The 13,429-nt window shown below is 50.8% G+C and carries 14 protein-coding genes; 8 read left to right on the top strand and 6 right to left on the bottom strand.

Going from position 1 to position 13,429, the window contains the following annotated elements; all coding sequences use genetic code 11:
* Positions 1-41: 41 nt before the first annotated feature.
* Positions 42-1,598, bottom strand: a complete 1,557-nt coding sequence (locus MJB10_RS01995; protein WP_314801177.1) for a copper amine oxidase N-terminal domain-containing protein — start codon at positions 1,596-1,598, stop codon at positions 42-44.
* 158 nt (positions 1,599-1,756) lie between these two features.
* Here MJB10_RS01995 and MJB10_RS02000 point away from each other — a divergent pair, with 158 nt between their 5' ends.
* From MJB10_RS02000 to MJB10_RS02015, 4 genes are all read left to right on the top strand, one after another.
* On the top strand, positions 1,757-2,299 hold the full coding sequence (locus tag MJB10_RS02000; RefSeq protein ID WP_314801180.1) for a hypothetical protein: 543 nt from the start codon (positions 1,757-1,759) through the stop codon (positions 2,297-2,299).
* A gap of 14 nt (positions 2,300-2,313) precedes the next feature.
* On the top strand, positions 2,314-3,759 hold the full coding sequence (locus MJB10_RS02005; RefSeq protein WP_314801182.1) for a flotillin family protein: 1,446 nt from the start codon (positions 2,314-2,316) through the stop codon (positions 3,757-3,759).
* Between the two features lie 159 nt (positions 3,760-3,918).
* Positions 3,919-5,409 carry an HD domain-containing phosphohydrolase gene (locus MJB10_RS02010; RefSeq protein WP_314801183.1) on the top strand — a complete coding sequence of 497 codons (1,491 nt, stop codon included), beginning with the start codon at positions 3,919-3,921 and terminating at the stop codon, positions 5,407-5,409.
* A gap of 36 nt (positions 5,410-5,445) precedes the next feature.
* Complete coding sequence (locus MJB10_RS02015) at positions 5,446-5,973, top strand: YfiT family bacillithiol transferase (protein WP_314801185.1); 528 nt, start codon at positions 5,446-5,448, stop codon at positions 5,971-5,973.
* A 356-nt stretch (positions 5,974-6,329) separates the two neighbouring features.
* Here the strand turns inward: MJB10_RS02015 and MJB10_RS02020 are convergent, their stop codons facing one another.
* Together MJB10_RS02020 and MJB10_RS02025 are read right to left on the bottom strand one after the other, a co-directional pair.
* Complete coding sequence (locus MJB10_RS02020; RefSeq protein ID WP_314801186.1) at positions 6,330-7,655, bottom strand: hypothetical protein; 1,326 nt, start codon at positions 7,653-7,655, stop codon at positions 6,330-6,332.
* Entirely contained in the window at positions 7,636-8,208 is a 573-nt protein-coding gene (locus MJB10_RS02025) for an RNA polymerase sigma factor (RefSeq protein WP_314801188.1), read from the bottom strand. Before MJB10_RS02025 ends, MJB10_RS02020 begins: the two co-directional genes overlap by 20 nt.
* A 229-nt stretch (positions 8,209-8,437) precedes the next feature.
* Between MJB10_RS02025 and MJB10_RS02030 the strand changes: the two genes are divergently transcribed.
* From MJB10_RS02030 to MJB10_RS02045, 4 genes are all read left to right on the top strand, one after another.
* A complete protein-coding gene (locus MJB10_RS02030) occupies positions 8,438-8,878 on the top strand; it encodes a hypothetical protein (protein WP_314801190.1) in 441 nt (146 codons plus the stop codon).
* Positions 8,879-9,039: 161 nt separating this feature from the next.
* Complete coding sequence (locus MJB10_RS02035; RefSeq protein ID WP_314801192.1) at positions 9,040-10,311, top strand: S-layer homology domain-containing protein; 1,272 nt, start codon at positions 9,040-9,042, stop codon at positions 10,309-10,311.
* A gap of 132 nt (positions 10,312-10,443) precedes the next feature.
* Positions 10,444-11,133 carry an L-ribulose-5-phosphate 4-epimerase gene (gene araD, locus MJB10_RS02040; protein WP_314801194.1) on the top strand — a complete coding sequence of 230 codons (690 nt, stop codon included), beginning with the start codon at positions 10,444-10,446 and terminating at the stop codon, positions 11,131-11,133.
* Between the two features lie 113 nt (positions 11,134-11,246).
* Entirely contained in the window at positions 11,247-11,738 is a 492-nt protein-coding gene (locus MJB10_RS02045) for a GAF domain-containing protein (protein WP_314801196.1), read from the top strand.
* A 146-nt stretch (positions 11,739-11,884) separates the two neighbouring features.
* Here MJB10_RS02045 and MJB10_RS02050 read toward each other — a convergent pair whose 3' ends face one another.
* The 3 genes from MJB10_RS02050 to MJB10_RS02060 form a co-directional block, all read right to left on the bottom strand.
* Positions 11,885-12,145 (bottom strand): response regulator transcription factor, encoded by a 261-nt coding sequence (locus MJB10_RS02050; protein ID WP_314801198.1) that lies wholly within the window; start codon positions 12,143-12,145, stop codon positions 11,885-11,887.
* Positions 12,146-12,294: 149 nt separating this feature from the next.
* Positions 12,295-12,930, bottom strand: coding sequence for a thiamine diphosphokinase (locus tag MJB10_RS02055; protein ID WP_314801201.1), 636 nt, complete (start codon positions 12,928-12,930; stop codon positions 12,295-12,297).
* A 212-nt stretch (positions 12,931-13,142) separates the two neighbouring features.
* On the bottom strand, positions 13,143-13,376 hold the full coding sequence (locus tag MJB10_RS02060) for a hypothetical protein (RefSeq protein WP_314801203.1): 234 nt from the start codon (positions 13,374-13,376) through the stop codon (positions 13,143-13,145).
* Positions 13,377-13,429: the final 53 nt, after the last annotated feature.

A 13,429-nucleotide genomic window follows, 5' to 3' on the forward strand; every position in this document is an offset into this window, starting at 1 on the left:
AGGGTGCTTGCCTATGAATGGATCTTCAAAAAGTCGACTATTTAGTCGCGGTGAATCGTAACCACACGTGTGCTATCGTTGAAAGAAACGACGCAGCCAAGTGTTTCCGCAATGAAACGAATCGGCACAAACGTGGAGTTATTTGACAGAGTTGCTGCGCTTTCCAACTCAGGAACCGCGGAGCCGTTCACCGTAGCATGCGTGCTGTCTAGTGTTAACAGAATCGTTCTGCCTGTTAAATAGTCCGTAATCGTGACTTGTCGCAGATCGCCGTTCCAGCCAACCTCAGCGCCAAGAGTCTCGGAAACGAAACGAACCGGCACCATGGTTTTACCATTCCCATCGATGAAAGGTTGTGGAACGTCAGCGTCCCCGCCAGAACCATCCGTTTTCATGTTGATATCTTTCTTCGTGACTCTCAAATCGTTTTTGAGCATGCCATAGAACGTGGACTGCTTATCGAGATTAGCTAGTAATTTGAACGTGGACGTTGCATTCAGCCCGAGCTGCAGTGCCCCTGTCGTGTCGATCGTGCTAGCCGTAACAGGTTTGTTCAAATTCCAAGTTTCACTTGTCAGTGTAAGTTTAACTGCTGAAACGCCTGTTTTCGTATCGGAAAGAGGCAGGTTGACAGCCAAGCTTTGCTTGCGTACTTGTTTGTCTCCATCCGTGTAAATGTCCGCTTGCAGGGAAGCGTTGGAACTGAACAAGTCCTTCGTCGGCAGCAGGACGCCCTCCGAGGATCCGCCGCCAGTAAGCGTTGTAGTCAGGGATTCCGCCAGGTCCGCAAGGTAATCGTGAATCGGGGAGTAGACCAGGCCTAGGGTAACATCTTTATTCGTCAGTAATTGCAACGTAATACTTGAATCCCCGCCTGCGATTTGCTCTTTAATGACGGGCTCCAGAGCATCGTACAATTGGCCCAGGACTTCTTTTAAGCCAGCTTCATCAGCGACAACGTTCGCGAGAAGCTTTTGCAATAGGGAAGCGAGCTCACTGCCGCTAAATGCTAGATGTGCTTTTTGTAAGGAAAGGGATTCGCCATTCACGCTATCCGTAACAGGCGTAACCGTTAGATGAGCTGGGTCTGGTGCATTACCTAAAATAAGACCGATAAGCGATGGTTTAATTTCTAAAAGTTTATTTCCAAACTGTTCTTTCAAAGCTTTCGGCAGCAGATTCAGGAATGAAATATTCGCGCCGCCAAGCAAATCAATCACAATCGGTTTTTTCGCGCCTTCTATGCTAAGCGCAATCTTCGTGCCTTCTGTTGCGACTTTGAAAGGGATTTTCCCTTTGCTGTAAATGATCGTGCCATCCGCAGAGAGGCGCTGACTGTCTTGTGTCTTCACAGCAAGTTCGATTTTCACATTTTGCAGCGCGACAAGTGCTGCTTTCTCTTCCGCAGTCAATTTGGACGTATCACCAGATACGAATTCTAGTTGAACTGTGCTTTTCGATTCGGAGGATTTTACGCTCCAGTCGTTTTGAATGGCTTTTGCCAGGTTCAAACCTTCCACTGACTGACAACCTGTTAGCGTCAAGAGCATGATCACGAGCGCTGTCGAGATGAGCCAAGTCCATTTTTTTGTGTTCATGGGATAATCTACTCCTTCGATTTAATAGAATTAACGATAAGTCATCGAAAGATTATACGCAAGTGAAAGTAGAAGGATGCGGAGGAGGCTCCTAAAATTTCTAAAACGAAACCTTTTATTCCCAATTTCGTCTATAAGTACGTGGGAGGTAAAAACCGATGATGACAGTGTTCGTTGTTTGCTTTTTTGTAGGTCTCGCACTGACGTTGCTGATCGCGTTTTTCGGCGTGGACAGCTTAGAACTGCATGGTGATGCAGGCGGTGCGCACGGTCATGGGCATGGACATGGCGGGCCCTCGATGTTCAATACGTCTTCGCTGCTGGCGGGGTTGACCGTATTCGGCGGTGTGGGCTATGTGCTGAACAAGGTGGGCATGACGAGCGGGCTGCTCATTCTGTTGGTCGCCATTGCGGCGGGACTTGGCATGGCCTGGCTGTTTTTCCTGCTGTATGCGAAGGTGATTTACAAACATGATGACAGTATGAAAGCGAGCGATTTCGAGCTGAGCGGTCAGCTAGGGAAGCTTACAGTGCCGATTGTCGGCGATGGGATGGGGGAAATGGTGTACGTGCTGCAGGGCACGAAGAGATCGATTAGTGTTCGATCCGAGAACGGTGAGTCTATGGCCAAAGGGACGAAGGTTGTTATTTTGAATATGAGCAAGGGTGTAGCAACAGTAACAGAGTTTAATGAATATTAGGAGGTCATACAGCGATGGTTTTGAACGTGCTTGTGATGATTGCAGCTATTGTGGTTGTCGTCTTTATCTTACTGTTATCGATTGTGAAAGCGTACAAGAAAGTGCCGCCGAATGAAGCGATGATTGTGTATGGATTAGGTGGCAAAAGGGTGGTGCAAGGCGGCGGATCGTTCGTGATCCCCGGCTTTCAGAGTTACAAAACAATCTCTATGATGCTCATGAGCTTTGATGTGAAGCCCGAGCAGCCGATGTTCTCACAGCAGGGAATTCGTCTCAAAATAGAAGCTGTCGCTCAGATCAAAATCCAAAGTGATCCCATCGCGATCGCGACCGCTTCCGAGCAATTCCTCGACCATACGATGGCTGAGCGGGAAACGATGATTTTGCATTCGGTCGAGGGGCATTTGCGTGGATTAGTCGGCCAACTGCCCGTGGAGTCGATTCTGAAGAATCCGGATGAGCTCAATAGCAAGATGAGGGAAACGTGTTCCGAGGATTTGGATAAAATGGGGCTGAACCTCATCTCCTTCGTGCTGAAGCGAGTGGCGGACGATCAGGGCTACATCGAGAACCTCGGCGTTCCCGAGGTGGAGCGAATTCGCAAAAGCGCCTCCATTGCCAAGGCGGAAGTCGAGCGGGATATTCAGATTCGCCAAGCGGATACGGAGAAGGAAGCGGCGATTCGCAAGGCGGAAGCGCATCAATTAAAGATTGAGGCGGAGAGCGCCGCATCCGCGAAGGAAGCGCAGTACCGCAAGGAGCTCAGCATGAAGGAAGCGGAGTTCAAGCAGGAGACGACGAGTCGTCAGGCGGAAGCGGATTTGGCCTATGAATTGAAGCAAAAGCAAATTCAGCAATCGCTCGTGACGGAGGAGGTACGGATTCGTCAAATGGAAGCCGAGGCGAACAAAACCGTTCGCCAAATCGAGGTCGAGCTCAAGCAGAAGGAGCTTGAGGCGTCGGTCATTAAGCCAGCGGAAGCGGATAAGCTGGCGGCGATTATGCGCGCCGAGGTGAACAAGCAGCGGCAAATTCTTGAAGCCGAGGCGGAAGCGGAGTCGACGAGGAAGCGCGGGGAAGCGACGGCCGAAGCGGAGCTCGCCAAAGGAAAGGCGAACGCGGAAGTCGTGCGCCTGGCAGGTCTTGCAGAAGCGGAGGCGCTGGAGAAGAAAGCTGAAGCCTACAAGCAGTACACGCAGGCTGCGGTAACGGTGGAGATCCTTCGCATCTTGCCGGAGCTGGCGGAGAAAATTGCGGCACCGCTGAGCAATGTCGACAAAATCACCGTCATCTCGCAGGACGGCACGTCCTCAGGCGTCAATCGGATTACGGGCGATATCGCCAAAATGATCGCGCAGGTGCCTGAAATTACGCAGACTCTGACAGGCAAAAGTGTCACTGATCTCGCTCGCGCGTTCCTTGGGTCTGATGTGGAACCGAAGGTGAACAGCGGGGAGTAGCGCTGCTTGTTTTTCGAACAAAAGAGCTATCTGGAGTAGTGGACTACTTTGGGATAGCTCTTTTTGCGTATCAATAATTCAGCGTAATTTGTCAGATTAGGGTACAATTAAAGAAAGATTAATAGAACAGAGATTAGTTAACTAGAGACGGGGTGAACGATGGGGATTTATAGACGATTTCTACGCGATTTGTTGCGCAACTATATCATGGGCTCAGGCATTGCGGTGCTTGTAGTAGGCGGTGTCATCATTTCCACGACCTTGTCGATCTCGAATACGGAGCTGCTGCGGCTGTTCTTCATTATGACCTCATCCTTATGCATCATGATGCTGGCTGAATTTCTCGTATTTCGGCGGCATGTGAGGCCCATTCACAACATGATGGGGAAGGAAAAACCAGAGCTAGCGGCGATTCGTGCCGCCTACCTGCAAACGCACCGTTTTCCTGCGCTATCTGTTATGCGGATTATGGGGCCACATTTCCTGGGCTTATCGATCCCTGCCGTCATCATGGCTAGCATCGGCATTGCGCAAGGTTGGCTGGATTTGCCTGCTTTTTATATCGGCTTAGCGGGAATTGGCGCTATACTCGTTGCCAGCATGCATGCCTTGCTGGAGTTTTTCACGACGGCGCAAGCCATACGCCCGATGCTCGTTCATATCCGTGAGCTCGGTCAGCGGCTGTATGGCGAGGATGTTTCGCTCGATGGACGGGTGATCGTATCGATTCAGCGAAAATTTCAATTGAGCGCGTTTCTGATCGGCACGATGCCGCTCTTTCTATTCAGCTTGGCGACACAAATTCGCTTAAGCAACAGCGTCAGCTCCCCAGAACTGACCTTGGATTATTGGAAATGGGCAGCGATCATTTTGCTGCTGGGGGTAGGCTTCTCCTCGTTGGGGGCGCGCCTGCTCGCCAAAGATATTCAGCAGCCGATCGAAGATCTGCATCGCGTCATGAAGGAGGTGCAGTCCGGCGATTTGGGAGTTAGAGCCTCGGACTTATATTCGGATGAATTTTCCCGGCTAATCGCAGGCTTTAACCACATGGTCAAGGGGCTCGATGCGCGTGAGAAAATGAATAATCTCCTCCTGCAGAGCTATTACGCGACCCTTGCCGCTGCGCTCGATGCCCGTGATGCCTACACGGCAGGGCACTCGACGCGCGTCGCGAAATATTCGTTGATGATCGGGCGTGCCGTTAACCTAAGCGAGCAGGAGCTGGATTGGCTGAACAAGACAGCCTTGCTGCACGATATCGGCAAAATCGGCGTTCGCGATGCCGTGCTTTTGAAGGACGGCCGCTTAACCGACGAAGAGTTCGAGCAAATTAAACGCCACCCCGATCTGGGGGAGTCGATTTTGAAGCAAATTGAGCCCGCCGAAGCGATGGCTCCGCTGCTTCCAGGCGTGCGCTCACATCATGAGCGCTACGATGGTCGTGGATATCCAGACGGCCTGAAAGGCGAGGATATTCCGGTTTTTGGCCGCATCATCGCGGTAGCGGATGCGTTCGATGCGATGACGTCCGATCGTCCGTATCGGAAAGGGATGCCCGCCCGGAAGGCGATGGCTATTCTAGCAGAGGGGAAGGGGACCCAGTGGGATCCTCGTTTTATCCAAGGCTTCATGGATGCATGGCGCGAGTAACCCATGCTATACTTAACGAAAAGGAGGCTGGATCCTATGGATCAATTACGTTTTCCTATTGGCTTATTTGAACATGAAGGCGAAGTGTCCGCGTCACAGCTTGGGCAATGGATGGGGGATATTGCCTCAACGCCGAGCAGACTGCGTGCAGCCGTAGCGGGATTAACGGATGAGCAGCTGGACACCCCCTACCGCCCAGGAGGCTGGACAGTTCGTCAGGTCGTGCATCACGTGGCAGACAGCCATATCAATAGCTATACGCGCTTTAAATTGGCGCTTACGGAAGAGGGGCCCACGATTCGCCCGTATTATGAGGACCGTTGGGCAGAGCTGAGCGATGGCAAGTCCGCGCCTGTGGAGCTTTCGCTCACCTTGCTGGACGCTCTCCACAGTCGCTGGATGATCCTATTGAATGAGATGCAGCCCGAGCAATTTGCTCGCGCTTTTGTGCATCCCGAGTCGGGGAATACCATTCGATTGGATTGGAATGTGGGCAACTACGCGTGGCACGGCAGTCATCACATCGCTCATATCACGAGCTTAAAAGAACGCATGGGCTGGTAAGCTAGCCATGAATAAAGAACAGGCTGTACTAGAAGGGGATGAACCTTCTGGTACAGCCTGTTTATGCTAGGGCACCGAATGGCGGCCCAAGCGATCCAATAAGAGTGGTCAACCACTCTTAATTCGCGTAATCAGTTAGTTGTGAGCGAAATAGCGGTGGTCAACCACCGCTAAAGTTACGCTAGGGCACCGAATGGCGGCCCAAGCGATCCAATAAGAGTGGTCAACCACTCTTAATTCGCGTAATCAGCTAGTTGTGAGCGAAATAGCAGTGGTCAACCACCGCTAAAGTTACGCTAGAGCGCATTGTCGGCTCAAGCTAGCAGTGAAGTGCAGTCAGCCGTGGCCTCCCCACTTCACTGCCCCGCCTCCAACCCCGCGGTGCGTGCATCCGCGCCGTCGCTCGCGATAAACGGGCCCAACTTCGTGGGCAAGTAGCGGTCGACTTTGTCGATCCACTCCTGCACGTAGTGGTCCGTTGCCCACTGCGCCATGACGAGCTGCTCGCCAGGCTGCAAATCGAGAACCAGCTGAGGGACGCTGCCAGGCGCCTGTCCGTAGGAATAGAACTTCAGCTGGCCAGCTTCGAAGATGACGAGCATATCATTCAGCGGCGAGGTTAGCGCATCCGTAGCATGCGGCCACGAGGCTTTAATGTCAGTCCAGGAGTAGATCAGGTCATCGTGGTTGACGACTTTGTCAGGCAGCTCGCGCGGAAAGTCATGCAGCGTATAGTAGTCAGGTCTTGCTGCGCCCTGCTTCGCAGTTTCGGCGACTTTGCCGACCCACTTGCCTGGCGCCCGCTGAACGGTCCAGCTCTGCCCCGAAATCTCCCCGTTCATCGGATCGCCGATACGACCTGCCAGTGGAGTAAGCTCGGCGCTCAAGCTGACGCCATAGACGTCCATCAAGGACACGTGATTCTTGTCCAATGGCTTTTTGTAAAAAGCCATCGTCCGCGCCTCCTTTAATTGTGGCAGCGTCCGCGTCCAGATTCGATTGGCTTGGTAAGGGGCATTACCGTTCCAAGCTTCTTCCGATTCTGCGATGGACAAGTATTGGTTGCCTGCAAACAACAGCGTTTCAACGCGATTGAACGCTTGATCCGCTGGCTCAAGGAATCGCTCGCTTTTCATGGATTGATCCGCCAAATGCACAGATAAATAATGGGACTCGCCTTTGCTTGATGTACGGGTCAGCGAGTCGATTTTCCAGAAATTTTGCTTATAAGGCATCAGGATACCTGTGCCTTCGGATGTCTTCTGCAATTGTCCGCGGACAGGTGCAATGAGCATCGTCCGGTACGTGCTGTACCGAAGCGGTGCCAGCTTCTGATTGGCTCCGCCAGAGGCAGGCTCATGCTCCGTTCGCAAACCAATCAACAACGCGGTGTTGATGGGAGCAGGCGGTGGGACGGCAGCGGCTTCTGCCGCAAGCTGCGCACTTTCCAGTGCAGCGGCTTCGCTCTGGGTATGGAGCGTATGCCAAGGAAAGAACCAGATCAGCGCCAAGGTAGCGCCGAACCCTGCGAAGATCAGGAGGGGTTTCACCTTGGAGCGGGTTCGTTCCTTCTGACGAATGGCTTCTTCAATGTCATGGCGGAGCTTGGGGGTAAACCCCTGCTGCTGCAGGGGACCTTCCTCCAGCTCTTTGCGCAGGTCATCAGGATTTGGCGTGTTCAAGCGCTTCACGCTCCTTCAGACTTAGAACCTTAAGTCTGGCGTGGTGAAGCCGTGATTTGACCGTACCTTCGGAGATCGCCAGAATGGCGGCCATTTCCTTCGTGGTCATTTGATAATGCGCATGCAGAATGAGAATTTCTCTATATTTTGCAGGCAAAGAGAGAACCTTTTGCCAGATTTCACTTTTATACAAGTTTTCCACAGCTTCCGCCTCGGCAGAATGGGACGTTCCCCCAGATTGAACGAAGCCAACCAGGGTGACCTTGCGCCAAAATGCTTTACGCAAATAATCGTAGGCGGTGTTGCGGGTAATGGTGAGCAACCAGGTCTTAACCGCTGCTTCGCCACGGAAGGAAGTCAGGTTGCGATATACTTTTAAGAAAGCATCTTGTGCGATGTCATCAGCTGTATCTTTGTTGCGGCAAATGCTGTAGGCATAATTCCACACATCGTTGCCGTACGTTTCCATTAGATTACGTAGGATCGTCTTCTGATCCGTTGTTTCTGCTATGTACTTCAAATAATCAAAAACATGGACTCCCGTCGTTTCCAATTCTCTCACCTCTTCTATATAGACGCTTAATGCTCAGAAAAGTTTACCTTCCACGAAAAAACTTTTCATACAGTATTCGTAAGCTGCGCTCCCTTTCAGACCCGCCTCTCCTGGGTGAAGTTGGGCAATAAATTAGGTTGATCTAGGCAGGAAATCGCTGTGTAACTAGAGAATCTTAGAATAGCGAGCAAGGAATGAAGGACAGCATCCTTCGGAGAGGAAGAACATCATGAACTTCGTTGAGCATGTAGTGGATCATCTGCGATCCGGCGTCATAAACAATTACCCGCAGCCGATTGCCTTGAACTTAGGTTTAGTGTATACCGTGAAGCTTGAGGACAAAAAGACGAACTTATTTTGGCTTCCTTTTGAATATACAGGACTAGCTTATATCGATTTGGGGATGCAGGTGAATGTACACCCTTACTATCGAGGCACGATTATTGAGGAACTGGAGCTTTCGCGAGGCACCGATCTGTACAAGCCGCAAACAGAGGAAGCGTTCACCAAGGCGCTTTACACGAAAGGTTATGAGCTGCATCTGTTACTTCAGGAAGAGAGATACCAATATTTACAGGGAAGCGCTCCCGATTATTTAGCGAAAATGATGTACATCGTCGACTGGCTTCGTTACTATAACTCGGCTAAGACGGTAGGTCATAACCGATAAACGTGCATATCGTGTCGAAATATGGACTCTGCCTGAGGCAGGGTCTTTATTTGTATGACTATAGTCCTGCCGGTGATGGAACAAGCTCTTTTTCGTATTGGGCTTTTCAGCATGTTCTCAAAGAGTAGTAGAAAGATTATCCTATAGGATGGCAGCAAAAAATGCCGAAAATTTGGGGAGAAGCGGAGATTATGACGATGAGACGATGGCAGAAGTGGCTGATGATCCTAACGATCGGTTGCCTACTTACGATAGGTACGGTACAACTTACCAACGACGCGAGAGCGTTAGGCTTCAAGGATGTTCACGGTCACTGGGCGGAGCAGACGATTGGACAGATGATGGATCAAGGATTGCTGGATGGATTCCCTGATGAAACGTTCCGTCCCGATGAGAAAGTAACGGCAGATCAATTCGTGAAAATTGTGCTGCTAGCGTATACGGACAAGTTCCCGAACGGGGAACGGAAATGGAAAGGCAGCTTTGTACAAGCGCTAAGTGCGAGCAATCAAAATATTTTGGGTCAGGATTACCGCGATTTCACGTTCAAGCCAAGTACGACGGGATACTGGGCGAAGCCCTACCTGGATCTGGCAAGTGATCTTCATTTTATAAGTAAAGGACAATTCTCGGATTACAAAGCTGCGTTAAAGCGCGAAGATGTAGCGGAGATTTTGTACTATTTGATGAAGGAAACCGAGTATCTGGAAGATGAAACGTATAGTCTTGGGGCGGCGGCACACTTTGGTGACTTGCAGAGCGCAACGAGCAGGGGGCAAAAGTTCATTGGCGAAGCCGTGGCCAAAGGTCTCATGGAGGGTTATCCGAACGGATATTTTGGCGTTGGCCAATATGTGACTCGGGCAGAGGCACTGGAAATTATTTCTAGGTTGCAGAACAAAGCGAAGCGTATTGTTGTTAAAAACGAGAATGGGACGTTGTTGAAGGTGGTGCCTACGAAAGACGGCAGCTACAAGAAGATTGTGTTTCCTGATCAACGAATGCTAGATGCATACGGTGTGATGGAGTCAGCAGGTAAGCTGCGCGGAACGAACTATGATCTAGAAGAAACAACGCTGCGTTTATTCAAAGATGCTGCGGCCAAAGCGCTAGCGAAGAACGGCGCTACAGCGGAGGCTCGCAACAGCAACGAGGTTTCCCTTTGGCTGGACCCGCAGTTCGCCACCTATGGTGTGACGGTTCGACTTGAAGATGGCGCACTCGCGCGCAATACGGAGAGCATTCGGACATTTACGGACTTCCTGTTCGGGTATGACGCAGATATTTTCAACCGTTTGTTCACGGATGCTTGCAATCGTGCGGCAGCGAAAGGTGTTCTTGAAACGACAACGACATCCATTGGTTCCTATTCGGTAGAAACGCGCCTGGAGTGGGATGGGAAAACGATCATTTTCTCGATCATCCACACCTAAAATAAAAGTATAGATGCTGTACATACAAGTGAATATACAATCCGCGTTTCCGCCAAATTATCTAGCTAACATGTACGTACAAGTGTATAATGTGAGTAACACGTACATTTTTGCGGAAGGTGTGGAACTCTAATGTTAGATCACTTGAGACAGCAAGTTTTGGAAGCAAATTTGGATTTACCGAAATATCGACTGGTGACGTTTACTTGGGGGAATGTCAGCGGGATTGACCGTGAGCAAGGACTGGTTGTCATTAAGCCAAGCGGTGTGCCGTACGAGGAGTTGAAAGCGGAGGATCTTGTCGTTGTGGATCTGGAAGGTCGTATTGTCGAGGGCCGTTTGAAGCCCTCCTCTGATACGCCGACACATCTCGCGCTGTACCGGGCTTTCCCGACTATTGGCGGCATCGTGCATACCCATTCGCCATGGGCGACGAGCTGGGCGCAGGCAGGACGAGGGATTCCAGCGTTAGGGACGACGCATGCCGACTATTTCTACGGGGAAGTTCCTTGTACAAGATTGATGACGGAAGCGGAAATCCAAGGCGCCTATGAACTGGAGACAGGCAATGTCATCATTGAAACGTTCCGCGAGCTGGATCCAGCGATGGTTCCGAGCGTGCTAGTGAACTGCCACGCGCCGTTCAGCTGGGGCAAGGACCCGCACAATGCGGTGCATAACGCAGTTGTCCTGGAAGAGGTTGCGAAGATCGCTTATCGTACGTACAACCTTAACCCTGAGATTCAGCCGATGGACCAAACGCTGCTGGATCGGCACTTCCTAAGAAAACACGGCGCTAACGCGTATTACGGGCAAAAGTAAAAAATGAGGCAGTCAGCTATTTCAGCTGGCTGCCTTTTCGATTGAGCGATTTTGGCAGGGAAGCCGTTCATTTGGTATGATAGGGGCAGACAGAAGAGAAGAGGATGATGACCATGTTTGCCAAGTCGGATTATAGCGGAACGAGAGAAGAACAATATTCCTTGCTCATTGGGCAAGTCGAAGCTTTGATACACGATGAACCGAATCGGATCGCCAATTTAGCGAATGCAGCTGCACTGTTGGGGCAATTCCTGACGGATGTGAATTGGGTAGGATTTTATGTGGTCGATACGCTGAAAGAGAAGAAGGAGCTTGTGCTGGGGCCTTTCCAAGGGCTGCCGGCTTGCGTGCGAATCCCTTTCGGCAAAGGGGTGTGCGGGACGTCGGCTGAGCGCAGGGAAACAGTGCTTGTTCCTGATGTTCATGCATTCCCAGGGCATATCGCCTGCGACGCGGCTTCGCAATCCGAGATTGTGATCCCGATCGTGGCGGGTGACGAGTTGATCGGCGTGCTGGATATCGACAGCCCTCGGCTGAACCGATTCGACCACATCGATCAAGCCTACTTGGAGCAGTTCGTGCAGAAGCTTGCTGCCGTGATGTAAAAATGTAGGCGTTAATCGATCGGTCTTGACGTGTTCGTCCTCGCCGTTAGTGCCCGATATAGGGGGCCTTAATGGGCGGCGATTCCTCCGCCATACAAAAAGGATACGCCCATTGCTTCTAAGCAACGGGCGTATCCTTTTTGTGTTCATTTCACCATCGATGTGTCATTGCTAATGATAGCGGATAACAGCTTGCGCATGGAACGAGTTCCGACTTTATCCATGATTTTCTCGATGTGTACCTTCACGGTTTTTTCACTAATGATGCAATAATCGGCGATTTCTTTATTACTGTAACCGCGAAGAGCGATAAGTCCGACAATCTCGGCCTCGCGATTCGTGAGAACGTATCTGGACGCAAAGTTTCTGATGATAGAAGGCAATTTAGTAGGCTGGAAGGTGTTCATAAGGTTTTCATGTACAGGGGGCATTCTGCTACGACCTCAATATCTCTAAAAATAAAGAACATACCCTTTATTGTACCAGAATTTATGCAGCGGACATGAACAGAGCGTGTCGAATTTCCAAATTTTCAAAATGTTGAACGTATTCTCCATTAGTCTTTGCTTTGAATGACGAGCAATAAGCCCGTCGATACTTCGATAAGTCCATTCGCCTCCTGCAGGATATTGCTAATCCCCAAGGACTGTCCAATAGTAAGCGTCGCTTGATGAAGCGGATATTGGAAGCCGTGCAAAGTGATGCCCGTGACTTCCAAGGTAAGCGGAAGCAGCGAAATATGGGTGTACGGCCCGCGCTCCACACGGGTCGTTCGATCAATCACCATCAGATGGTTATGGCCATCTAGGATGGAGCAGGGAATGCCTTGGGCTAAGCCTTTGCGTAGCAGATGCACGTTAGCCAGTGAATGATCGAAGCGTGTGCCGAGTGCGCCGACGAGCAGTATGTGGCTGGGTTGTTGATCCAGCGCCCAATTAAACGCCATTTCTGTATCGGTCAAATCTTTGTAAATCGGATCACAATCGATGAAAGCGTGACTCGACGAACGAATGAGGGCTAATTCCTCTCTCGTGACAGAATCGAAATCTCCCATCGAGATGTGCGGCTGATACCCGTGCTGGATAAGGAAGAGTGCTCCCCGATCCGAGCCGACCAGGATGTCGTCATGATGAATTTCTTCTAACACCCAGTCTCCGAGCGTGCCGCCAGTAATGATCATGATGCGTGCCATATGGTATCCCCCAGGGCGAAATTAACATGTAGTCATGGTTTCATCCCCTTAGTATAACACAGTCCCTGGAAACAGCTATGGGCCAACGGTAGAACGGAGGCGGAATGCTGTAAATGTGATAGTAGGATGAAACATCCAAGGTATCGTAGACACCAAAAAAAAGGAGCTAAGCAGGCACAAGGTACAAGCCGCTTAACTCCTTCATTAATCTGCTATGTCCGTGCGTCTACCCGCTTACGCATCGGGTTGAGCTCAGATTGATCGTGATCAATCTCCGCTTCATCTGCGAAGCCTTTCAGTTCATAGGTGCTGCGCCCCAGAATGAGATCAGCGGGAAACTCGTCACCTCGCTTAAGCGTGACCTCTTGCCCTGCCTCATTCGCGTATATACCGTCAGTTTCCACGATATCGCCTGTCATGGGATCCATTGATTTGTCTTTCGACATGACCATTCCTCCTTTCCGATTGCTTATCCTTACCATTTCCAACACCCTAGGAA

This window comes from Paenibacillus sp. MBLB1832 (assembly GCF_032271945.1).
Classification (GTDB): domain Bacteria; phylum Bacillota; class Bacilli; order Paenibacillales; family NBRC-103111; genus Paenibacillus_E; species Paenibacillus_E roseopurpureus.

What these genes read in the sequence shown, in the direction of transcription:
- MJB10_RS02050 (WP_314801198.1), bottom strand. Translation starts at nt 12,145, where the DNA reads ATGAACACCTTCCAGCCTACTAAATTGCCTTCTATCATCAGAAACTTT.
- MJB10_RS02060 (WP_314801203.1), bottom strand. Translation starts at nt 13,376, where the DNA reads ATGTCGAAAGACAAATCAATGGATCCCATGACAGGCGATATCGTGGAA.
- MJB10_RS02035 (WP_314801192.1), top strand. Translation starts at nt 9,040, where the DNA reads ATGCCGAAAATTTGGGGAGAAGCGGAGATTATGACGATGAGACGATGG.
- MJB10_RS02005 (WP_314801182.1), top strand. Translation starts at nt 2,314, where the DNA reads ATGGTTTTGAACGTGCTTGTGATGATTGCAGCTATTGTGGTTGTCGTC.
- MJB10_RS01995 (WP_314801177.1), bottom strand. Translation starts at nt 1,598, where the DNA reads ATGAACACAAAAAAATGGACTTGGCTCATCTCGACAGCGCTCGTGATC.
- MJB10_RS02000 (WP_314801180.1), top strand. Translation starts at nt 1,757, where the DNA reads ATGATGACAGTGTTCGTTGTTTGCTTTTTTGTAGGTCTCGCACTGACG.
- MJB10_RS02010 (WP_314801183.1), top strand. Translation starts at nt 3,919, where the DNA reads ATGGGGATTTATAGACGATTTCTACGCGATTTGTTGCGCAACTATATC.
- MJB10_RS02045 (WP_314801196.1), top strand. Translation starts at nt 11,247, where the DNA reads ATGTTTGCCAAGTCGGATTATAGCGGAACGAGAGAAGAACAATATTCC.
- MJB10_RS02055 (WP_314801201.1), bottom strand. Translation starts at nt 12,930, where the DNA reads ATGGCACGCATCATGATCATTACTGGCGGCACGCTCGGAGACTGGGTG.
- MJB10_RS02015 (WP_314801185.1), top strand. Translation starts at nt 5,446, where the DNA reads ATGGATCAATTACGTTTTCCTATTGGCTTATTTGAACATGAAGGCGAA.
- araD (WP_314801194.1), top strand. Translation starts at nt 10,444, where the DNA reads ATGTTAGATCACTTGAGACAGCAAGTTTTGGAAGCAAATTTGGATTTA.
- MJB10_RS02030 (WP_314801190.1), top strand. Translation starts at nt 8,438, where the DNA reads ATGAACTTCGTTGAGCATGTAGTGGATCATCTGCGATCCGGCGTCATA.